Source organism: Litchfieldella xinjiangensis, assembly GCF_000759345.1.
Taxonomy (GTDB): domain Bacteria; phylum Pseudomonadota; class Gammaproteobacteria; order Pseudomonadales; family Halomonadaceae; genus Litchfieldella_A; species Litchfieldella_A xinjiangensis.
This window is the reverse complement of the sequence record NZ_JPZL01000002.1, coordinates 619484-641790: the sequence shown is the minus strand read 5'-3', so window position 1 is coordinate 641790 and position 22307 is coordinate 619484. Positions and strand designations below refer to the sequence as shown.

The 22307-nt window shown below is 61.6% G+C and carries 20 protein-coding genes; 11 read left to right on the top strand and 9 right to left on the bottom strand.

Features of this window, described 5'->3' with window-relative positions; all coding sequences use genetic code 11:
* Positions 1-19: 19 nt before the first annotated feature.
* From araH to JH15_RS10335, 3 genes are read right to left on the bottom strand one after another with little or no spacing between them, the layout of a single operon-like run.
* Positions 20-1036: an L-arabinose ABC transporter permease AraH gene (gene araH / locus JH15_RS10345; protein WP_043529964.1), complete on the bottom strand. Its 1017-nt coding sequence runs from the start codon at positions 1034-1036 to the stop codon at positions 20-22.
* Positions 1037-1069: 33 nt separating this feature from the next.
* On the bottom strand, positions 1070-2563 hold the full coding sequence (gene araG / locus JH15_RS10340; protein WP_043529963.1) for an L-arabinose ABC transporter ATP-binding protein AraG: 1494 nt from the start codon (positions 2561-2563) through the stop codon (positions 1070-1072).
* A gap of 48 nt (positions 2564-2611) precedes the next feature.
* Complete coding sequence (locus JH15_RS10335) at positions 2612-3604, bottom strand: arabinose ABC transporter substrate-binding protein (RefSeq protein WP_043529962.1); 993 nt, start codon at positions 3602-3604, stop codon at positions 2612-2614.
* Between the two features lie 159 nt (positions 3605-3763).
* Between JH15_RS10335 and JH15_RS10330 the strand changes: the two genes are divergently transcribed.
* Complete coding sequence (locus tag JH15_RS10330; protein ID WP_043529961.1) at positions 3764-4720, top strand: LysR family transcriptional regulator; 957 nt, start codon at positions 3764-3766, stop codon at positions 4718-4720.
* 20 nt (positions 4721-4740) lie between these two features.
* Here JH15_RS10330 and JH15_RS10325 read toward each other — a convergent pair whose 3' ends face one another.
* Positions 4741-5667, bottom strand: coding sequence for a Gfo/Idh/MocA family protein (locus JH15_RS10325; protein ID WP_043529959.1), 927 nt, complete (start codon positions 5665-5667; stop codon positions 4741-4743).
* Between the two features lie 142 nt (positions 5668-5809).
* Between JH15_RS10325 and JH15_RS10320 the strand changes: the two genes are divergently transcribed.
* The 10 genes from JH15_RS10320 (at position 5810) to JH15_RS10275 (ending at position 17365) form a co-directional block, all read left to right on the top strand.
* Positions 5810-6829 (top strand): TRAP transporter substrate-binding protein, encoded by a 1020-nt coding sequence (locus JH15_RS10320; RefSeq protein ID WP_043529957.1) that lies wholly within the window; start codon positions 5810-5812, stop codon positions 6827-6829.
* Between the two features lie 70 nt (positions 6830-6899).
* Positions 6900-7496, top strand: coding sequence for a TRAP transporter small permease subunit (locus JH15_RS10315; protein ID WP_043529955.1), 597 nt, complete (start codon positions 6900-6902; stop codon positions 7494-7496).
* Complete coding sequence (locus tag JH15_RS10310) at positions 7496-8797, top strand: TRAP transporter large permease (RefSeq protein ID WP_043529953.1); 1302 nt, start codon at positions 7496-7498, stop codon at positions 8795-8797. The genes JH15_RS10315 and JH15_RS10310 overlap by 1 nt, the downstream gene beginning before the upstream one ends.
* Positions 8798-8853: 56 nt before the next feature.
* Positions 8854-10224 carry an MFS transporter gene (locus JH15_RS10305; RefSeq protein WP_043529951.1) on the top strand — a complete coding sequence of 457 codons (1371 nt, stop codon included), beginning with the start codon at positions 8854-8856 and terminating at the stop codon, positions 10222-10224.
* Positions 10225-10282: 58 nt separating this feature from the next.
* Positions 10283-11221, top strand: a complete 939-nt coding sequence (locus JH15_RS10300; protein ID WP_231566417.1) for a glycoside hydrolase family 43 protein — start codon at positions 10283-10285, stop codon at positions 11219-11221.
* A gap of 51 nt (positions 11222-11272) precedes the next feature.
* Positions 11273-12259, top strand: coding sequence for an AraD1 family protein (araD1, locus tag JH15_RS10295; protein WP_043529947.1), 987 nt, complete (start codon positions 11273-11275; stop codon positions 12257-12259).
* Between the two features lie 23 nt (positions 12260-12282).
* The gene (locus JH15_RS10290; RefSeq protein WP_043529944.1) at positions 12283-13860 is read left to right on the top strand and encodes an aldehyde dehydrogenase (NADP(+)); all 1578 of its coding nucleotides are present in this window, start codon (positions 12283-12285) and stop codon (positions 13858-13860) included.
* 196 nt (positions 13861-14056) lie between these two features.
* Entirely contained in the window at positions 14057-14806 is a 750-nt protein-coding gene (locus JH15_RS10285; RefSeq protein WP_043529941.1) for an SDR family oxidoreductase, read from the top strand.
* Between the two features lie 64 nt (positions 14807-14870).
* Positions 14871-15728 carry a fumarylacetoacetate hydrolase family protein gene (locus JH15_RS10280; protein ID WP_043529939.1) on the top strand — a complete coding sequence of 286 codons (858 nt, stop codon included), beginning with the start codon at positions 14871-14873 and terminating at the stop codon, positions 15726-15728.
* Positions 15725-17365 carry a UxaA family hydrolase gene (locus JH15_RS10275; RefSeq protein WP_043529937.1) on the top strand — a complete coding sequence of 547 codons (1641 nt, stop codon included), beginning with the start codon at positions 15725-15727 and terminating at the stop codon, positions 17363-17365. The genes JH15_RS10280 and JH15_RS10275 overlap by 4 nt, the downstream gene beginning before the upstream one ends.
* Position 17366: 1 nt before the next feature.
* On the opposite strand, the gene nanR is transcribed toward JH15_RS10275, so the two are convergent.
* The 5 genes from nanR to JH15_RS10250 all read right to left on the bottom strand — a co-directional run bounded on the left by nanR (position 17367) and on the right by JH15_RS10250 (position 22255).
* Positions 17367-18092 (bottom strand): transcriptional regulator NanR, encoded by a 726-nt coding sequence (gene nanR / locus JH15_RS10270; RefSeq protein WP_043529935.1) that lies wholly within the window; start codon positions 18090-18092, stop codon positions 17367-17369.
* Positions 18093-18159: 67 nt separating this feature from the next.
* The gene (locus JH15_RS10265) at positions 18160-19245 is read right to left on the bottom strand and encodes an Ldh family oxidoreductase (protein WP_043529932.1); all 1086 of its coding nucleotides are present in this window, start codon (positions 19243-19245) and stop codon (positions 18160-18162) included.
* A gap of 9 nt (positions 19246-19254) precedes the next feature.
* Entirely contained in the window at positions 19255-20634 is a 1380-nt protein-coding gene (locus JH15_RS10260) for a TRAP transporter large permease (protein ID WP_043529930.1), read from the bottom strand.
* A 22-nt stretch (positions 20635-20656) separates the two neighbouring features.
* The gene (locus JH15_RS10255) at positions 20657-21208 is read right to left on the bottom strand and encodes a TRAP transporter small permease (RefSeq protein ID WP_043529928.1); all 552 of its coding nucleotides are present in this window, start codon (positions 21206-21208) and stop codon (positions 20657-20659) included.
* A 51-nt stretch (positions 21209-21259) separates the two neighbouring features.
* On the bottom strand, positions 21260-22255 hold the full coding sequence (locus JH15_RS10250) for a sialic acid TRAP transporter substrate-binding protein SiaP (RefSeq protein WP_043529926.1): 996 nt from the start codon (positions 22253-22255) through the stop codon (positions 21260-21262).
* Between the last annotated feature and the right edge of the window lie 52 nt (positions 22256-22307).

Sequence of the window (22307 nt, the reverse complement as noted above, 5' to 3'; positions counted from 1 at the left end):
TTCTCCTCTTATAATAAGCTCAAGCACGCTGGCGCCGGGTCTGCTTCCAGCGATCAAACATCACCGCCAGCAGCAGGATCGCGCCGCGAACCAGGTATTGATAGAAAGTGGGGACGTTGAGCAGTCCCATGGCGTTCTGTACACAGCCCATGATGAGCACGCCAACCAGCACACCGGTGATGGTGGCCACGCCGCCCGAGAGTGCCACGCCCCCCAGCACACAGGCCGAGATCACGGCCAGCTCGAGGCCCAATGCCGTATTGGGATCACCGAGCCCCATGCGCGAAGTCAGCAGCACACCGGCGATACCGGCCACGACCCCTTGCAGACCGAAGACGATGATTTTCAAGCGCTTGACGTTCACCCCCGCCAAGGCGGCAGCTTCGGCGTTCCCCCCGGTCGCCAACACGTTGCGGCCGAAGGAGGTCATGTTGAGAAGGATGCCGAAGATCACGAAGCAGGCAATCATGGTCCAGACCGGCAAGGTCAAGCCCAGGAAGGACGCGCTGCCCAAGTCGAAGAAGCCGGGCACGGTGATCATTACCGCATCCCCGCCGGAGGTGATATAGGCCAGGCCCCGCACGAACTCCATGGCGGCGAGCGTGGCGATCAGCGAATTGATGCCGAACTTGGCGACCACAAAGCCATTGAAAGCCCCCACGGCGCCCCCGGCGGCCACCCCTCCTACTACACCGATGAATACGCTGCCCGAGGTCGACGTGACGACAGCAGCCACCACCCCGGCAAAGGCGACGATCGAGGCAACGGAAAGATCCACTTCCCCCAGCGCCAGCACCATCATCATGGTGGTGGCAATAGTGCCGATCACTGTGATCGACAGCAGCAGACCAACCATATTGCGACCAGTCAGGAAGTCAGGAATGAACAGTGCCAGCGCAATGAACAGGATCAGGAAGATACCTATCAAGCCGGACGTATCAAGCAGGGTACGCAGCGGCTTGGCCAGCCCCTGGCGACCTTGCGATTGTGCGGGAGTGGCGCCAGCCTCTCCCTGGGCAAGCTTGTTGGTTGTCATAGCGATATTCTCGAATGTCTCGAATTGTTGGGGTCAGGCAGGCAGGGCGAGCCCAAGCAGACGCTGCTGGGTCGCTTCTTCACGCGGCACGATGTCGATCAGCTCACCATCGCGCATGACACCGATGCGATCGCAAATGGAACTGACTTCTGCCAGGTCGCTTGAGATCACCACCACGCTCTTGCCCTGGTCGGCCAGGTCATAGAGCAGTGTGTAGATGTCTCGCCGGGCGCCGACATCGATGCCGCGGGTCGGCTCGTCCATGACGAACAGGTCGATTTCCTCGGAGAGCCAGCGCGCCAGGATGACCTTCTGCTGATTGCCCCCCGAAAGCGTGCCGATTGGCGTACGTGGGCCTGGGGTCTTGATGGAAAGCTGCTGGATGTACTTCTCGGCATTGGCCCGTTCACGACTTGGATCGCGAAATACGCCCCATCGCTTGAAGAAGCGGCGGCAGCTGATATTCAAGTTGTCGGCCACACTGGCAACCGGAAAGATACCCTGCGATTTACGGTCTTCGGGGCACATGGCGATGCCCGCGCGGATCGCCTCGGTCGGCGATGCAAAGCGACGGGCGTGACCGTGAAAGCGAACTTCGCCAGCTTTCGCGGTTTCTACACCACATACAAGTCGCATGAGCTCGCTGCGACCGGCACCTACCAGGCCGAACAGACCGAACACTTCGCCGCGCTTCACCTCGAAGCTGACCGGTGCGCGGAGCCCCTTGCCCTCGATCCCATCGAGCTCGAGCATCACATCACCGTGATCACGCGAGCGATAGCCATACACATCCTCGATATCGCGGCCGACCATTTCGCTGACCAGCGTGTCCTGGTCCAGCTGCTCCAGGTTGTCGTGGGTGCGGATATGCTGGCCGTCACGGAAAATCGTCACCGCATCGCACATCTCGAACACTTCTTCCATACGGTGCGTGACATAGAGCACCACGCGCCCTTCGTCGCGCAGTCGCTTCACGATTCGCTTGAGCTGGCGGGTCTCCTGCACCGACAGGCTGCTGGTCGGCTCGTCGAAGGCGATGATGCGGGCATCACGCAGCAGCGCCCGCCCGATCTCGATCATCTGTTGCTGGCCGATGGAGAGATCGCGCACCTTTGTCGAGGGATGGATACCCGCCTCCCCCAGGTCTTCAAGGATGCGTGTCGCCTGCTCCCGCATCCGGCGGCGATCGATGAAGCCGCGGGTGGCCGGCAGCTGGCCCAGCAACAGGTTCTCGGCCACCGACATGTTCGGCGACAGGGTCAACTCCTGGTAGATAATGGCAATGCCCTGCCTGAGCGCTTCCCGGGCATTCGAAAATACATGGCGCTCGCCATCGATCCACAGCGCGCCTTCGGTTACCCGATTCACGCCGCTGAGCACCTTGAGCAGGGTCGATTTACCGGCGCCGTTTTCGCCCATCAGCGCGTGGACCTGGCCGGCATGCGCCCCGAAGCTGACCCCATCGAGGGCCCGCACGCCGGGGAAGACCATGCTAATGTTGTCGAAACGAAGATAAGGTTCTGTCATGGGGTCCTCCTGATTCCTACGATGCCCGGCAAGGCCGGGCACGTGGCATCACAGGCCGAGGTCGGCACGTACTTCTTCCCAGTTGTCACGCGTCATGAGCGTGCCGGAGGTTTCAGTATTGGCCGGCGGCTTTTCACCTTCGGTGATCCACTGGTACAGGTTGTCCGCGGTCTGACGGCCATGCGCAGTGGAGCTCACTGCCACCGTTCCATGGAAACCGGTCGGATTGCTGCGGGAAAACTCGGCGAAAGCCGCGCCCGAGCCGTTGATACCGACACCGATGACATCTTCTGCGGCGAGGCCATATTGCTCGGTAGCACGCACACCGCCCAGCACGCTTTCTTCGTTAAGCGCATAGATGATCCAGTGTTCGAAATCGCCACGCTTGGAAATGACCGGTGAAGCCGCCGAGAAGGCACTGCTGGTATCGGTATTCTGCTGAGGCGCGTCGAAGATATTGTCCTCAGGAAAGCCCCATTCAGTCAGCGCATCGGTAGCGCCGTCGGTACGCTCCTTGGCGGTAGGCAGTTCATAGTTGGTGATGCGCAGTGCAGCGACTTCCTGCGGATCCCAGCCACGCGCTTCCATTTCCTCGGCGATGGCATTGCCTACTTGCTGGCCGATCTTGTATCCCGACATGCCCAGGTGCGGCACATCTTCCATGGGCTCGCCATCGCTACCTACGAAACGGTCGTCGACGGTCACGACTTTCATTCCGTACTGATTGGCGCGGTTCATGATGGCCGGCCCCAGGCGCACGTCAGGCGGACAGATCACGAAGCCTTGGGCGCCCTGGGAATTCAGGTTATCGATAGCGCTGAGGACTTCCTGGCCATCCTCGCCCCCTAGGCGAACGACACTGAAGCCCTTTTCTTCACCCAGCTGGGTGGCGGCTTCCTGCTCGTTGATGAACCAGGCCTGTTCGGGCTTCTTGACGATAAATCCGATACGCACATCGTCCTGAGCCTGCGCACTGCCGAGCATGGCCAGCGAGAGTGCGCCACTCAATGCAAGTCGAGTGAAGGTCGAAGCGATTGGCATGACATTGTCTCCTATCCCAGGGGGATTGTTGTTATGCAGTAATACGACGGATCGTAATTCCACGCTTACAGTAGACAGCGCTGTAATAACCAACCAATATGCTTTCACGCAAAATTTGATATACAAAACCGTATTAACAAACAGGGTGGCCACGTGGTGATGCGAGCGCTGGGTGAGGATTGGTTTCTACAAGCACGACTAAAGTTGCGGCATCTACAGCTGTTTCTGGCGTTGGACGAACAGCAAAACCTGCACCGTGCCGCCGCTCACCTGGGCATCAGCCAGCCGGCCGCGTCCAAGTTACTGGGCGATGTCGAAGCGCAGTTGGGGGTCAAGCTCTTCGATCGCCATGCGCGGGGATTGAGTCCCAACTGGTATGGCGAGGTGATGATTCGTCACGCCCGCAACATGATCTCGGAGCTTCGTCAGACCGGCGAGGAGTTCAATGCACTGGCCAAGGGCAACACTGGTACCGTGGCCGTGGGCACGGTCCTGGCGCCGGCGGTCACGCTGCTGGCCAGCGCGATCGAGCGGGTTCACCGCACGCACCCCAAGCTCAAGGTTTCGGTGGAAGTGGATGTCAGCAAACGCCTCGCGCCACGACTCCTGGAAGGCGAGCTCGATTTCGCCATCACACGGATCCCGTCGGATATCTCGGCCGAGCCCTTCATCTTCGAGGAGATCGGAGAAGAGGATATCTGCTTCGTGTGTCGTGAAGGGCACCCCCTTTCGGGGATGTCACCCCTCACGCTCGAGGCCATGGCAGCCTTTCCGTGGGTGCTGCAGCCGCAGGGCGCACTGATGCGTCAACGGGTCGACGCTCTGTTCCTCCATTATGGGGTCACGCTTCCCGAGCAGATCGTCGATTCACCGGATGTACTGGTCGCGCTGGCGCTCGTCGATCGCTCCGATACGATTACTGCCACCACATTGCAGGTTGCCGAACTGCTGTGCGCCCCGCCCCGCTTTCGCATCCTGCCGTTCCGCGAACGGCTGAGCGTTCAGCCGTTCGGCCTGGTCAGTCTCAAGCGACGGCGGCTCTCGCCCGGGGCGGCCACGCTCATGGCCACCCTCCAGGAGCTGGTTGCCCACCAACGTCAGCGTGGGCTTGGCTAACGAATCCGCGAAACGCTGGCTCACTCGTGAAACGGGGCCGTCGGTTCGCGCCGCCCATAAAGATACGCGTCCGCCACATGGCGTAACGGTGCCAGATCGACATCGCTACGCGATTGCTCGATCAACTCGGCAAAGCGGGCATACAGCGAGGCGTATTCCCGCTCCTCCTCATCCTTGATCAAGGCGCCGTCGTGCTCCAGGCGACACCCGCCCCGGCTCAGGCTCAACCGGCCGGCATCGGTCTCGACATGGATTTCCCAGATGGGAGGACTGGGCTGGCGGAAATCGAAATCGGCATGAATCGGCAGTTCATCCGCGTCGGTAAATGCCAGGCGTGCCGCGATGGGGGTCTGGCAATTTTCAGGGATATCCAGCGTGGCCTCACGCAGGAAGAATGCGCGGGGAAGAATCGCCGTGACGATCGACAGCGCGTTGATGCCGGGATCGAACACCCCCATGCCGCCCGGCTCCCAGATCCAGGCCTGACCGGGATGCCAGACTTTCACGTCTTCTTTCCAATTGATCTCGACACGCTGGATTCGCTTGTCTCGTAGCCACGCCCGAGCATCCTCGACGACGGGAGCGAAACGCGAATGCCACGCAGCGAATAGGGTCACGCCCTGCCGATCGGCCAGCTCGATGAGATCCTCGACCTCGCTCAAGGTAGCCCCGGGGGGTTTTTCCAGCAGCACGTGCTTGCCCTGCTCCAGCGCGAGTCGTGCCTGGGCATAACGCAGATGAGTCGGGGTACATATCGCAACTGCGGACAGCGCCGGTCGATCATCCAGCATCGCTGTCAGCGAGTCGTAGCCTGGCAGATCGTCCAGCCGGGCATACGGGTCGGCACTGGCCGTGAGGTGGAGTTGCGGGACACTCTCAATGGCAGCCAGATGTTGATCACGCACGATCTTGCCGACACCGACCAGTCCCACTTCGATTTTCTTCATGACGATTCCTGAATATTCAAGTCGTTAGAAACTACGTAACCCAGCTTACAAGCGCGACACGACTAAAGTATATGTTGTACATGATTTCTTTATGTTCAACATATGAAAGGCATTAAATAACAAGCAACCCTGTGGAGCCCGTATGCTCAATCTCAAGAACAGCCTCATCATCACCGGCTCGGCCCTGCTGGTGGGCCTATCCGCCGCCCAGGCCGCGGAGTATGAATGGAAGTTCCAGGCATCGGAGACCTCCGGCGAGCCCAGCTTCAAGATCAAGCAGGAGTGGGCCGAGAAGATCACGCGCATGACCGACGGTCGGGTCGAGATCGAGGTGATGCCAATCAATTCCGTGGTGGGGCCGACCGAGACCCTGGAAGCCGTGAGTGCCGGTATCCTGCAAGGCCACATGACCGATCCCAGCTACTTCTCGGGCCAGGACCCGGCGTTCGGCATGCTGGGCAACCTGGTCGGCGCCTGGCAGAACCCCTACGACTTCCTCGAATTCATGAAGCATGCCGGCGGCGAAGAACTCTATAACGAACTGGCGGAGCCGTATGGCGTCCACCTGATCAGTGCCGCCACCTTCCCGCTCGAATCGGTGCCCTCTACCGTCAAGATCGAGACGCTGGATGACTTCGAAGGCCTCAAGATCCGCGCCCCGCAGGGCATGGTCTACAACGTCTTCGAGCGCATCGGCGCAAGTCCGGTCAATCTGCCTGGCTCCGAGGTGTACACCGCCCTGGAGAAGAAGGTCATCGACGCCGCCGACTCCACGGTGCTGTCCAATAATGACGCCATGGGCTTGCACGCGTTCGCCCCCTACCCGCTGTATCCGGGGTTCCACTCCATGCCGATGATTGCCGTCTCGGTGAACAAGGATATCTGGGACGGCCTGCCCGAGGATCTCAAGTCGACCCTCGAAGTCGCCTTCGACGGCATGGCCTATGACCTGATCGCCCGCCTCAAGGCTCAGGACATCGAGACCCTACAGCGTCTGCAGGAAGACCCGGACGTCCACCCTTATGACCTGCCCGCCGAGGAGCGTCGCAAGTTCAGCGCCGCGGCAGAAGAAGAGTGGAAGGAGTGGGCCGGACAGAACGAGATGACCCAGAAAATCTACGATTCGGCGACCGCCTTCCTGCGCTCGCGCAACCTGCTCTAATCGTTTCCACCGGCAATCCACAGCGGGCCCTCAGGCGACTGGCGGCCCGCGACGCCTATCGAGACCCGCCATGTCGCAGCCTACCCACGATCCGAAAGCCCCGCCCGACAAGAAGCTCGCCGAGATCGTCGAACAGGTCGAGGAGCCTTCGCCGGAACGCAATGCCCTCGATCGTATGATTGCGCGAGGCGCGCGGGGCGCCGCCTGGATGATTCTGCTGGCCATGGCCATCAGTGTCGTCGAAGTCTTCATGCGCTACGCCTTCAACAATCCCACCTCCTGGGTCCACGAAAGCGTCGTGTTCCTGATTGCCGTCAGCTTCGCGTTGGGCGGCCCTGCGGCCCTGGCCAGAAACAGTCATATCCGGGTCAAGGTGCTCTACGACAACGTCAGCCCACGCCTGAAGGGGTGGATGGATCGATTCAATGACCTGGTAACGCTCGGCTTCTGTCTGGCCATGAGCTATGCGGCGTTCATTATGTTCTGGAAAGCCTCGCATAATCCCCTCGGCGAATGGAGTCTCGAGCGCTCCGGCACCTCCTGGAATCCGCCCTTCCCCGCCATGATCAAGGGCGTGATCCTGTTCGCCCTGGCCCTGATGACGTTGCAGGCCCTGCTGCACCTGATCCAGTCACTGCGGGCGCGTCCCGGCCGGGAGGTGCGCTGATGGATATCGCAACGGCGACGCTGTTGATGGTCGGTTCCATCTTCGCCCTGCTGGTCACCGGTTTGCCCCTGGCTTTCATCACCGGCCTGGTGGCAATGATCTTCACCTTCGGCTGGTTTGGCGAGACCGCCCTGCCGCTGGTCACCAGCCGGGTCTACGGTTTTATCACCGAGTACTCGCTGGTTGCCGTACCGATGTTCGTGCTCATGGCCTCGCTGCTGGATCGATCAGGCATCGCCAAGGACCTGTTCAATGCCATGCGCGTGTTCGCCGGACGCCTGCCCGGGGGCGTGGCCGTCCAGACCATCGTGGTGGCCTTCTTCCTTGCCGCACTGTCCGGCATCATCGGAGGCGAGATCGTGCTGCTGGGTATCCTGGCGCTACCCCAGATGCTGCGCCTGGGCTATGACAAGCGCCTGTCGATCGGCGTGGTATGTGCCGGCGGCGCCCTGGGCACCATGATGCCGCCGTCCATCGTGCTGATCATCTACGGCCTGATCGCCAGTGTCTCGATCGCTGAGCTGTTCACCGCGGCCATCACCCCGGCGGTGATTCTGATGGGCTCATATATCGCCTATGTCCTGGTGCGCTGTCTCAAGAATCCGGAGATGGGCCCGCCACTGACCGCAGAGACCCAGGACAACCCCTTCGCGAGCAAGCTCGATGCGATCAAGGCCATCCTGCTTCCGGGCCTGATTGCCTTCCTGGTGCTGGGCACGATCTATGGCGGTATCGCCTCGGTCACCGAGGCCGCGGCCATGGGCGTGTTCGGGGTCGTGCTGGCCATTATCGTGCGGCGTGAATTCTCGCTGGGCATGCTGCACCACAGCCTGGGCCAGACGCTGAACACCTGCGGCATGATCATCTGGATCGGCATCGGCGCCGCCGCCCTGGTCGGCGTCTACAACCTGATGGGCGGCAACCGCTTCGTCTCGGGGTTGATCCTGGGCCTCGATGTGGCACCGATCGTCATCATTCTGATCATGATGGGCATCATGCTGGTGCTGGGGCTGTTCCTCGACTGGATCGGCATCGCCATGCTTGCGCTACCGATCTTCCTGCCCATCGTCACGCAACTGGGATACGACCCGATCTGGTTCGGCATCCTGTTCGCCGTGAACATGCAGGTCTCGTTTCTGTCGCCGCCATTCGGCCCGGCCGCTTTCTACCTCAAAAGCGTGGCGCCGCCCGAAGTCAGCCTGAAGGACATCTATATCTCGGTGTTGCCCTTCATGTTGATCCAGCTCTGTGTACTGGCCGCCCTGCTGATGTGGCCGCAGCTGGCCATCTGGCCGCTATAAGCCCTTTTAAGGTTTTCACGAGACAGCCCACACGTCAGACCCGATAGGTATGATTGATGAAGACACAACGACTCACTTATCTGGAGAAGGTCGGGTTCGGTAGTGGCGATATGGCCATCAATATCGTCATTTCCTCCATGTTCCTGATCATTTCCTATTTCTACACGGATATTTTCGGCCTCAAGCCCAGCCATATGGGCATCCTTTTTCTGGTGGCACGCTTGGTAGACGCCATCACAGATCCCCTGATGGGCTTGATCACGGATAAGTTCAATAGCCGCTGGGGCCGTTACCGCCCTTATTTTCTCGTCTTTTCCATCCCATTCGGGTTGTCGGTGTTCCTGCTCTTCACCACGCCGGACTGGAGCTATAACGCAAAATTGGTCTGGGCGTATTCGACCTATCTCTTCGTCACTCTCATGTTCACTGCGGTGACCATTCCCTATATTTCATTGATCGGCGTGCTGACACCGGACCCAAAGGACCGGCTATCAGCCAACGGGTATCGCTTGTTCTTTGCCAAGATCGCGGCGTTCCTGGTCACGATCATCGTGCCGAAGCTGGCTGAGACCGTGGGGGGTGGCAATCTCGAATTCGGTTATCAGTTCTCCATGGGATTGATGGGCGCGCTTGCCACGTTGCTCTTCCTGTTCTGCTACTACACGACGACGGAACGTGTACAGCACACAATCGAGGACAAGCCTCTCAAGCAGCAGCTGCGTGTACTCATGAAGAACGACCAGTGGTTGGTACTGTGTGCCGTCTGCTTCACGGGCACCCTTGGCTACGTCATTCGCAGCTCCGTGGCGGCCTATTACGCAAAGTACTATCTCGGCGCCAACGCCACGATGCTCTCGGCATTCTTGACCGTCGGGGTGAGCGCGGCGATCCTGGCCATGGTGGCTTCGACCTGGATCACCAAGCGCTACTGTAAGATTCAGCTCTTCCGCTGGAGCCAGCTCGCTGTCGGCGCGCTCAGTCTGGTCATGTTCATCGCCGTGGGTCCCGGCGATATCCTGCTGGCCTTCATCCTGTATTTTCTTATCTCATTCGTGGTCGATCTACACGCGCCCGTTTTTTGGTCGGCCATTGCCGAGTCGGTGGATTACGGCGAGGCCAAGACCGGACGACGCGTCTCCGGGCTGGCCTTCGGCGGCATCTCGTTTTCTCAGAAGGCCGGTATGGGTGTGGCCGGGTTCCTGGTAGGCACGCTTCTCACTTATTTCAATTACGAGGCGAATACCGAGCAGAGCGCATTCACTCTCACCGGCATCGCCCTGATGCTGTCGATCATCCCCGGCCTCTTCCATACCCTGATGGGCAGCCTGATGTTCAAGTACCGAATTACCGATCGCTACTACGAAGAGATGAAAGCAGGTCGCTTGAGCGACTCTCCCCTGGCTACGGCCACCCCCAAGCCATCATGAGTCGGGGCACGCATCGCGGGACGAAACACCGGCAAAGCAGAACGAGGCAATGGCGATAATGAGACCCTTGATAGAACAACGAGCGGATCCGCACATACATAAGCATGAGGACGGCAGTTACTACTTCACAGCATCAGTGCCAAGCTACGATCGTCTGGAGTTGCGCCGAGCCCAGAGTATCGAGGCACTCGCCGAGGCGACCCCGACCACTGTCTGGCGCAAGCCCGAATCGGGTCCCTTCAGCGAGCTGATCTGGGCGCCTGAAATACATCATCGCCAGGGTCGCTGGTATCTCTACTTCGCTGCCGCACCGAGCCGGGAAATACGCGACGGCTTGTTCCAGCATCGCATGTATGCGATCAGCAACGAGGCTGCCGATCCGCTTACGGGTACGTGGAGCTCTCCTGTCAGGATCGAGACTGGTATCGACAGTTTCTGCCTTGATGCCACCACGTTTGTCCACCAGGGCACGCTCTACTACGTGTGGGCCCAGAAGGCGCCTGATATACCGGGAAACTCAAACTTGTATATCGCTCCCATGAAGACTCCCGAGGCTATTTCGGGCCCTCCGGTTTGCCTGAGCGTACCTGAATTCGAATGGGAGACCCGTGGGTTCATGGTCAACGAAGGGCCGGCGGTTCTGTGTCGTCATGGCCGCATCTTCCTGACCTATTCCGCCAGCGCCACGGACGAGAACTACTGCATGGGCACGCTATGGGCGGACGCCAATGCCGATTTGCTCGACCCCGCCAGTTGGACCAAATCTCCAACGCCCGTTTTCGAGAGCGACCCGCCCAACTCTATCTTCGGCCCGGGACACAACAGCTTCACCGTGGCGGAAGACGACCAGACCGATCTACTGGTGTATCACGCTCGCACCTACACCGATATCGAGGGCGATCCTCTCTGGGACCCCAATCGGCATACGTACGTCAAACCCATCCAATGGAACCGAGAGGGTTTCCCTGTTTTTGGCAAGCCCTCGGACGCTGCCTGAGGTCATGACAACTGCGTCACCGCCCAAACTCTTTGCTGAGGAAACTGCGCCATGCGATTGATTCAATGTGTACATCAGGGCCAGGTGCGTGCCGCCCAGGTCGAAAGTGACAGCCAAGTCCGGCTGCTCGATGCCGATACCTACAGCCTGGCCCGCCGCGCCATCGCTGCGGGGCGCTCCCTGGCCGACGTCGTCGAAGCGGCCGCGACCGAGACCCGGCTAGACTATGCCCAGCTGATCGACGAGAAACGCCTGTTGCCCCCGCTGACCCATCCGGACCCGGCTCACTGCCTGGTTACCGGCACCGGCCTCACCCATCTGGGCAGCGCGGATACGCGCTCGGCCATGCATGCCAAGACGCAGGTCGCCGAAACAGAGCTGACCGATTCGATGCGCATGTTCAAGCTGGGGGTCGAGGGCGGCAAGCCTCAGGCCGGCACCCCCGGTGCCCAGCCGGAGTGGTTCTACAAGGGCGACGGCGCCTGCGTGGTCGCCCCCGAGGCCGAGATCCCCGTGCCGCACTTCGCCGAGGACGCCGGCGAAGAGCCTGAGCTGGCCGGGCTCTATGTGATTGGCGATGACGGTCACCCGTGGCGGGTGGGTTACGCCATCGGCAATGAGTTCTCCGACCACGTCACCGAGCGCTTCAACTACCTTTGGCTGGCCCACTCCAAACTGCGTGCCTGCAGCTTCGGCCCAGAGCTATTGGTCGGTGAGCTACCTGCTCACCTGGAGGGGGTCAGCCGGATCGTGCGTGACAACGAGACGGTATGGGAGAAACCCTTCCTTACCGGTGAGGCCAACATGGCGCACAGCCTGGCCAACCTCGAGCACCACCACTTCAAATATGTCGGTTTCCGCCGGCCCGGCGACGTGCATGTGCATTTCTTCGGCACTGCAACCCTGAGCTTCGCCGATGACATTCGCACCCGAGAGGGTGACCGTTTCGAGATCAGCCTCGCCGATTTCGGCCGTCCGTTGCGCAATCCACTACGCTTTGAAGCGGACAGCGCGCCTATCGACGTAAAATCGCTCTGACAGCAATCAGTAAGGAGTTCAACATGACCCTGGAAGGCAAGCTACTCATTGGCCAGGACGCCATCAGCGGCAGTTCCAAGCCCATCAACGCCATCAACCCGGCCACCAACGAGACCCTCGAGCCCACCTACGCCGGTGGTACCAAGGCCGAGGTCGAGCGTGCCTGCGAGCTCGCCGAGACGGCCTTCGCCACCTATCGCGAGACGTCCCTCGAGGAACGCGCGGTATTTCTCGAGACCATCGCCAGCGAAATCGAAGGCATTGGCGATGAACTGATCGAACGCGCCATGGCCGAGTCCGGCCTGCCCAAGGCCCGCCTTGAGGGCGAGCGCGGCCGTACCTGCGGCCAGCTGCGCCTGTTCGCCTCCGTGGTGCGCGCCGGCGAGTGGCTCGACGTGCGTATCGACCCGGCCATGCCGGACCGCCAGCCGATGCCGCGCGCCGACCTGCGTCAGCGCCATATCGGCCTGGGCCCGGTCGCCGTGTTCGGTGCCAGCAACTTCCCGCTGGCCTTCTCGGTGGCCGGGGGCGATACCGCCTCGGCACTGGCCGCCGGCTGCCCGGTGATCGTCAAGGGCCACTCCGCCCACCCCGGCACCTCCGAACTGGTCGGCCGTGCGGTACAGCGTGCGGTGAAAGCGTGCGGGCTGCCGGAAGGCACCTTCTCGCTGATGTTCGGTTCGGGCAACGAGATCGGCCAGGCGCTGGTCGCCGACCCGCGCATCCAGGCGGTGGGCTTTACCGGCTCGCGGGGCGGCGGTACCGCGCTGATGAAGACCGCCCAGTCGCGCCCGCAGCCGATCCCGGTGTATGCGGAGATGAGCTCGATCAACCCGGTGTTCCTGATGCCCGAGGCGCTCAAGGCACGCGGCAAGCAGATCGCCGAAGGCTTCGTCGGCTCGCTCAACATGGGTGCGGGCCAGTTCTGCACCAACCCCGGCCTGGTGATCGCCGTCAAGGGCGCCGAGCTCGATGCCTTCGTCGAGGCCGCGGCAGAAGGCGTCAAGGGCAGTGCGCCCCAGACCATGCTCACCCCGAGCATCTACGATGCTTACCAGCAGGGCGTGGGTCGGCTGTCCAACAGCAGCAAGGTGCGTGAAGCGGCGCGTGGCCAGGTGGGCGAAACGCCCAACCAGTGCCAGGCGGGGCTGTTCGTCACCACGGCGAACGACTTCCTGAACGAGACCGAGCTTCAGGAAGAAGTGTTCGGCTCCACCTCGCTGGTCATCGAATGTGCCGACCAGGATGAAGTGAAGCGTGTGGCGGCCCAGCTCGAAGGCCAGCTGACCATCACCCTGCAGATGGACGACGGCGACCTGCAAGCGGCCAAGGCCCTGATACCGGTACTCGAGCGCAAGGCCGGGCGGATTCTCGCCAACGGCTGGCCGACCGGGGTCGAGGTGTGCCACGCCATGGTTCACGGCGGGCCGTACCCGGCGACATCCGACAGCCGCACCACCTCGGTAGGCAGCGCAGCGATCTTCCGCTTCCTGCGTCCGGTGTGCTACCAGGCGCTGCCGGAAGGGCTACTGCCCGAGCCGCTCAAGGACGGCAACCCGTGGCAGGTGTCGCGCCTAGTGGATGGCAAGCGCGAAGCGTAAGCAAACCAATGGAAAGCGGCCTGCCTCGCAGGCCGTCAGTAGGGGGCGGCCATGGGCCGCCCCTTGTTGTTTATGGGGCAAAGGTCGAGTTTGGCAAGCGCAAGAATCTGTACCATACTCGAGTCGAACGTCATCCTAGTATCCTGTCATACCAGCTGACAGACCCCACAATAACAACCCAGGAACGGCCCACGCCATGCGCCTCGAACGGAAAACCGCCCTGATTACCGCTGCCGGCCAGGGTATCGGTCGCGCCACCGCCCTGCGCTTTGCCAGCGAAGGCGCGCGCGTCTTCGCGACCGACATCGATGCCGGCAAGCTCGATGAACTCAAAGGCACCCCCGGCATCGAGACCCACCGGCTCGATGTACTCGACCCGGGAGCCATCACCTCCCTGGCCCAGGAACTTCCCCCGCTCGATATTCTGTTCAACTGCGCCGGCCATGTGGCCAGTGGCGATCTGCTGGCCTGCGACGAGCGTGACTGGGAGTTCTCGCTGGCGCTCAACGTCACGGCCATGTATCGCATGATCCGCGCCTTCCTGCCGGGCATGCTCGAACGCGGCAGTGGCAGCATCATCAACATGGCTTCGGTAGCGTCGAGCCTCAAGGGCGTCCCCAACCGCTTTGCCTACGGCACTACCAAGGCCGCTGTGTTGGGTCTGACCAAGTCGGTGGCTGCCGATTATGTCGGCCAGGGCATCCGCTGCAATGCCATCTGCCCCGGCACCGTGGAGTCGCCCTCGCTGCGCGAGCGCATCCGCGCCCAAGCCGAGCAACAGGGCCGCAGCGAAGACGAGGTCTACAGCGAATTCACGGCACGCCAACCCCTCGGCCGATTGGGGCAACCCGAAGAAATCGCGGCGCTGGCGACATACCTTGCCGCCGATGAATCCGGCTACACCACCGGTACCGCCCAGGTCATCGATGGCGGCTGGCTGACCTGAGCTCGGCAATCGCTAGCCACTTCGAATCATCGCATCGCTCAACGAGAACCAAGGAAATCGAGACATGAAACTGCTTCGCTTCGGCCCCGTGGGCCAGGAAAAACCCGGCATGCTGGACGCAAACGGTACGCTACGCGACCTGTCGGCCCACATCGACGATCTGCGCGGTGAAGCCCTATCGCAGGAACGTCTTGCCGAACTGGCACGCATCGATCCGGCATCGCTTCCCGAAGTGCCGGCCGGCGCACGCATCGGCCCCTGCGTGGCCGGTGTAGGCAAGTTCATCTGTATCGGCCTCAACTATTCCGACCATGCCGCCGAGACCGGTGCCGAAGTGCCGGCCGAGCCGGTGATCTTCAACAAGTGGACCAGTGCCATCTGCGGCCCCAATGATGACGTGATCATTCCCCGCGGCTCGCAGAAGACCGACTGGGAAGTCGAGCTCGGCGTGATCATCGGCAAGGGCGGCCGTTACATCGACGAGTCGAATGCGATGGCGCATGTGGCCGGTTTTTGTGTGGTCAACGATGTCTCCGAGCGCGAATACCAGCTCGAGCGCTGCGGCAGCTGGGACAAGGGCAAGGGCTGTGACACCTTCGGCCCGCTTGGCCCCTGGCTGGTCACGCCCGACGAGATCGACGACCCGCACTCACTGGGGATGTGGCTCGAGGTGGACGGTAAACGCTACCAGGACGGCTCGACCGACACCATGGTCTATCAGGTGCCCTTCCTGATCAGCTACCTGAGCCGTTTCATGAGCCTGCAGCCGGGTGACGTGATCTCCACCGGCACACCGCCTGGCGTCGGCATGGGCCAGAAACCGCAGGTCTATCTCAAGCCCGGCCAGCGTATGCGCCTGGGCATCGACGGGCTGGGCGAGCAGGAGCAGCGTGTCATCAATGACGAGGAGCGCGAACGATGAACCGCACGATCGCCAGCGACGGTTTCCAGCAGGCCAGCCTGCGCGTGCATGGCGCGGACAATGTCCGTGTGGCACTCAAGGACCTGCCGGCAGGCACCGAGATCGAGGATGGAGGGCGTACTCTCCGACTCGCAGAGGCGGTACGGCACAAGCACAAATTCGCACTGGAAGCGCTCGCCGCGGGCGATACGGTCATCATGTACGGGGTGACCGTTGGCTGTGCGGTCAAACCGATCCCCGCTGGCGGTGCGATCACCACCGAAAATCTCGAACACTCGACCGACAATACCGCGCCCCAGGGCAGGCACGACTCCTGGCAGGCGCCGGACGTCAGTGCCTTTCAGGGAGTGACCTTCGATGGTTACCATCGCCCCGATGGCCGGGTGGGGACGGCCAATGTGTGGCTGGTGGTGCCCTTGGTGTTCTGCGAGAACCGCAATATCGAGGTGCTGCGCCAGAGCGTGGCCGATGCCTTGGGCGAAGATCCCTATCGCGAGTACAAGCGCATGGCGCGCGAACTGTTGCATGGCGAGAACGCCGTACGAAGCGAGTCCCCCGCTGCCGAACGGCTGTTTCCCAATGTGGATGGCGTACGTTTCCTGGTGCATACGCTGGGCTGCGGCGGCACCGATGACGACGCCTTGGCCTTGTGCCGCCTGCTTGCCGGGTATATCTGCCACCCCAACGTGGCGGGTGCCACGGTGTTGAGCCTGGGCTGCCAGAAGGCACAGATCGAGATGCTGCGCTCGGCCGTGGCCGAGCGCGACCCGCAGGGGCTACGTCCGGTTCATTATCTCGAACAGCAGGCGAGCAAGAGCGAGGAGGCGCTGATTCGCGAAGCGCTCACCACCATTTTCGATGGCCTGGCCGAAGCCAATCGGGTGGCGCGCCGTCCGGCGCCGCTTTCTGAATTGACGCTGGGCCTGGAGTGTGGCGGTTCGGACGGTTTCTCGGGGCTCTCCGCCAATCCATTGGTCGGTGCGGTCACCGACCGACTGGTGGCGCTGGGCGGCAGCGGGATCCTCAGCGAATTTCCCGAGCTGTGTGGCGTCGAGCACGAGTTGGTTGCCCGCTGCCGCAATGAAGCGGTCGCCGAGCGATTCACCCAACTGATGGAGGCCTATCAACGCCATGCCGCCAGTGTCGGTGTCAGCTTCTCGATGAACCCTTCCCCGGGCAACATTCGCGATGGGTTGATCACCGATGCCATGAAGTCGGCAGGAGCCGCCAAGAAAGGCGGCGATAGCCCGGTGGTCGACGTGCTTGATTATACCGAGCCGCATGCCCGCAAGGGCCTGACGCTGCTATGCACGCCGGGAAACGATGTGGAATCGACCACCGCCCTGGTCGGCTCCGGCGCCAATCTGGTGCTGTTCACTACCGGCCTGGGCACGCCCACCGGCAACCCCATCGCCCCGGTACTGAAAATCTCCAGCAATAGCGAACTCGCCCGGCGAATGCCCGACGTGATCGACTTCGATGCCGGCCCGATCATTCGCGGCGAGGCCGAGATTGCCGAGTTGGCGGATCAACTGCTTCAGCAGTGCATCGATGCTGCCTCGGGACGTTACCAATCCCGTGCCGTGCGGCTGGCCCAGTACGATTTCATTCCGTGGAAGCGAGGCGTATCGCTGTAAGTCAGTTGGGTGACTTCGACAGCCGCTTCTTGAGTTCCATGTACGTGCCGTAGTGACGATCGAGGTGACGGCGCATCGCAGCCTCAGCCGCCTCGGGATCACGCGACTCGATGGCATCGATAATTTCGATATGGGCCTTGAAGGCGGCTTCGTCTTCCCCCTCGCGCTGTAAAACCTGGGCGCGCCGGTCATCGAGCCATTCGGAAAGCGCTTCATGGATGGCATCGAAGATGGGGTTGTGGCCGATCGAGGCCAGTACACCGTGAAAGTCGTTGTCCGAACGCTTGAAGCGTGCCCCATTGCCCAGCGACTCGCGGTTATCCTCCAATGCAGCCCGCAACCGGGCAAGATCCTCTTGCGTCGCGTGCCGCGCGGCATAACGCGCCAGCGATATCTCGAACATGGCGCGCGCTTCCTGGAAGTATTGCTGGCCCTGCGGCTGGGATAAAAGCTGCTTGGTGACACCTGACAGACGCGCCATCACGGCTTCGGCCGTGGGTCTGATGACCCGCGCCCGAGTTCCACTATTGATGGCGATCAATCCCAGCTGTTGAAGGTAGAACAGCGCTTCCCGAACCGCCGGACGGCCCACGCCGAACTGCTCCATCAGCTCACGCTCGGAAGGCAATTGTTCGTTTTCGCCCAATCGCCCCTCGAGGATGTCCGCCTCGAGCTGTTCAGCCACCTGTTCGGAAAGCGTCTTGCGCTCCACCTTGTATCTGGTCATGCGGGTGCGACTCCTGGCCTACGGTCCCCCCTGGACGGGGCGGCCCTATGGTACGGCATCCCGCCGCTCACTTCTCGCCCAGGAAAACCAACGGCGGGATCTCGAGCGACTGCGCAAGTGCCGAATACGCAGCCACGTTGGCGGAATCCAGCGGGACCCCATTGGCGTCGCGGTGAGCCTGGCAGCGCCACTCGCGATCCCCTGGGGCCAGCACCTCGGCGCCTTCCTGGGCAGGCTGAGCGCGCAGGTCCTGCAAATAGCCCACCATGCCGCGGTCATAGACCTCACGCTCGACGAAAGCGTCGGGACGCATGACCAGAAAGAAATGCCCCACGCCACGGGGCGTGGCCATATCTTCACCGGTCATCGGCACCATGCGAAAGCCGTGGATCATGCCTGTCAGGGTGGCGCTCAACACTTCCACCATCCCGGCAAGCCCCGCGCCCTTGAAGCCGAAATCGGTCCCGCCCAGCGGCAACAGCGACCTCGCCAGGTGAGGGTCGGTCGTCAGCTTGCCGTGCGCGTCGACCACCACATTGGAAGGCAGTTCGTGATCGATGGCGGCATATTGCTTGACCCGGTTCCAGGGGATCGAACTGGTGGCCATATCGAGCAGGTACGGCTTCTGTCCGGGTACCGGCGCAGCGAAGGCGATGGGATTGGTGCCGTGGAAGGCATGTTTCCCCTGGTGCACGCTGACCAGCGCATCGGCGTTGCAGAACGACAGCCCGACATAGCCCCGCTCTGCCGCCTCGAGGGCATAGCAGCCAGCCGCCCCGAAATGGGACGAATGACCGACCGCAACGGCGCCGATACCCACCTCGTCGGCCATCGCCATGGCATGGTCGATGGCGACATATCCTGCCCGGTGGCCGAAGCCATCGCCGGCGTCCAGGAACCCCGTCCCGGGAAGGCGACGCGTGAAACGCATCTCGGGCCGGGGCTTGATTCGCCCGCCTTGGACGGCCGCCACATAGTGAGGCAACAGACGCAGCCCATGACTGTCGGTGCCCATGCGCGATGCGGTCAGAAGGGCTTTCGCCACGGCCTGGCGAGCGGCGTCATCGACCCCGCATCGTTCCAGCGCCGCCTGCATGAAGCGCTGCAGTTCGTTGCCATCTACCAATCCAGCGGCATCCCTAGGGTGATTCATCAAAACTCCTCAACGGTAAACGAGTGTCGGTAGCCACATAGAGATGGCGGGAATGAAGGTCACCATCAACAGGGCGATGAACAGCGGCACTAGAAAGGGCAATGTACCGCGCATGCATTTCTCGAACGAAATATGCGAGACCCGTGACAGGACGTAGAGCACCATGCCTACCGGGGGGGTCAGCAACCCGATCATCAGGTTGAGCACCATGATCACGCCGAAGTGAACCGGGTCGACACCCGCTGCCACGACGACGGGCAACAGCACCGGCACCAGGATGGTAATGGCGGCGATGGTTTCCATGAAGCAGCCCACCACGATCAACACCAGGTTGACGATCAACAGGACCGCCACCTGACTATCCGAGAAGGGGCCCATCAGCGCCACGACATGCTGGGTCACCTGGTTACTGGTCAGGATCCAGGCAAAGATAGAGGCGCCGGCCACGATGAACAGGATCACCGCCGTGGTCTCGATGGTCTCCATGCTGACCTTGAGCAGGCGACGCCAGGTCAGTGTGCGATAGACCACGACCCCGAGGAACAGCGCGTAGATCACCGCCGCAATTGCAGCCTCGGTGGGCGTGAAGGCCCCCGTGATAATCCCCCCGACGATGATCACGGGGGTCAACAACGACAGGAAGGCGCGCTTGGCACTGTGCCCAAGAACACTCACCGAGAAGGTGGCATCGCGGGGGTAGCCGCGCCGACGAGCGAGCAGCGTGATCATGACCATCAACACCGCCCCCATCAGCAGGCCAGGAACCAGCCCGGCGGCAAACAGCTGCCCCACCGATGTCGAGGCCATTACCCCGTAGATGACCATGGGCAAGCTGGGCGGAATGATGGGGCCGATGGTCGACGAGGCGGCCGTGATGCCCACCGCGAATTCCTGATCGTAGCCGGCGTCGCGCATGGCCTTGATCTCGATCGTGCCCAGCCCGCCGGCATCCGCCACCGCCGCTCCCGACATACCGGAAAAGACGATACTTGCGCCGACGTTGACGTGACCCAGCCCGCCGCGCATCCAGCCCATCAGGGCCTTGGCGAAGTCAAAGATCCGTGTGGTAATCCCCCCGTTGTTCATCAAGTTACCGGCCAGGATGAAGAACGGGATCGCCAACAGCGGGAAGCTGTCCACGCCGTTGATCATGCGATGCGCCACGATGACATCGGGGATGCGCCCCGTGAGGTAGACGTAGAGCAGGCAGGAGCCGGCCAGGCTCATGGCAATCGGTACACCAAGCACCAGCATGGTGAACAGGCTGGCAAACAGGAACGCAAGATGGGCCCCCTGAATTGCCAGGATAATGCATGAAATGATGGCCAGCGCGGCGATGACCGGTGGAATCACCACACCGCCCCGTCGGCCAAAAGCGGTAAATGTCATGGGGTTCTCCTGGGGGCGAGGCTCATGCATCGTTCTCGTCAAACAGCAATTCACTCGTGCCTTCGCGCCAATGGCGAATGGCCACCTGGATGGAACGCAGGAACATCAGCACGAAACCGGCCAGTACGACGTAGTAGATGAGGCTCTTGGGGATATCCACCGAGACCATCATCGAATTGGTACGGCTCGCCAATTGGTAGGTGATCCAGCAGCCCGCACCCAGGAACAGGATTCGAGCCACATCGACCAGTGTCGACATGAAAAGCCCTACGGCACCTGGCATATAGCGATAGAAGAACTCCACGGCGATATGCGTATTGGTTCTCACGGCCATGACGCTCCCCATGAAGGCGACCGTGATCAGGAAATAGCGGGCCATCTCCTCGGTCCAGGCGATCGAATCGCCCAGCACGTAGCGACTGAAGAACTGCAGGAAGACGATGACCAGCAACGCCCAGAACAACACCAGGGTCAGGTAATCCTCGGGGCCATAGGCCCGGAAGTCGAAATCGTCATCTTCCTGGATATCGAAGGAAGGGGTTTGAGGCTCCGGCGGCAAGCGCTCGTCAGACATGGCGAGACTCCTCGTCATTGCACCCCGCCGTCCGGCGGGGTGCACAGATCATTACTGCCCGATAGCTTGCAGGCGGTCGTAGGTTTCCTGGTCCCACGTGGCCGCGTCACCGTTATGATGAGGAATCACCGCTTCGCGGAAGGGCTCGGTCTCGACTTCGTTGACCGTCACGCCCTGCTCCTCGAACCAGGCGGCCAGCTCTTCTTCCTGCTGCTGGATATCCTCGGTGATGCTCTTGCCGGCTTCCATGTAGACCTCACGGAAGATCTGCTTATCCTCTTCGGAAAGGCGATTCCACAGCGGCCCGCCAGCGATGGTGATCAGGGAATCAGTAATGTGCCCGGTCAGGGTGATATAGTCCTGCACCTCATAGAACGCCTTGGCCCGGATGGTCGGGAGCGGGTTTTCCTGAGCGTCGACGACGCCTTGCTGAAGAGCGAGATAGACTTCGGCAAAGGCAATCGGTGTCGGATTGGCACCGACCGCTTCAGGGAACATCATGTACATTGGCGCGTTGGGCACGCGGATCTTGAGCCCCTGCATGTCTTCGGGGGTCTGGATTTCCTGGTTGGAGGTGGTATGACGGCGCCCGTAGTAGTTCATGGCCAGCGGCACGTTACCGGTAGCCTCTTCGTAGCCCTGGCCGATTTCCTGGAACAGGTCGCTTTCGGTATACGCCTGCCAATGGTCGAAATCGCGGAACATGTAAGGTGCCCCGGCGATGCCCACGGGGCCATAGGAGCGGCCCGCAAACTGATTGCCGGTATAGATCAGGTCGACAGTGCCCAGGCTGAGCCCCTCATTGATATCCGCCTCCTTGCCCAGCGATGACGCCGGGTGAACCTCGATCGTGTAGCGCCCATCGGTGCGCTTCTCGATCTCATCGGCGGCCCACAAGGCCCACTCGTGATAGGGCTCCGAGGTTTCGTAGACGTGCGCGAAAGTAAGCGATTCGGCCCCCTGGGCCAGGCTGGCAACGCCGACGCTGGTGGCGAGCAGCGTGGTCGACAGCCAACGATTCAGCTGGCGTTTGCTCGGGTTACGCATATTGTTGTTCTCCTTAGGTGAAGACGGTGCTTTGCCGTGTTCGAGTCAGATC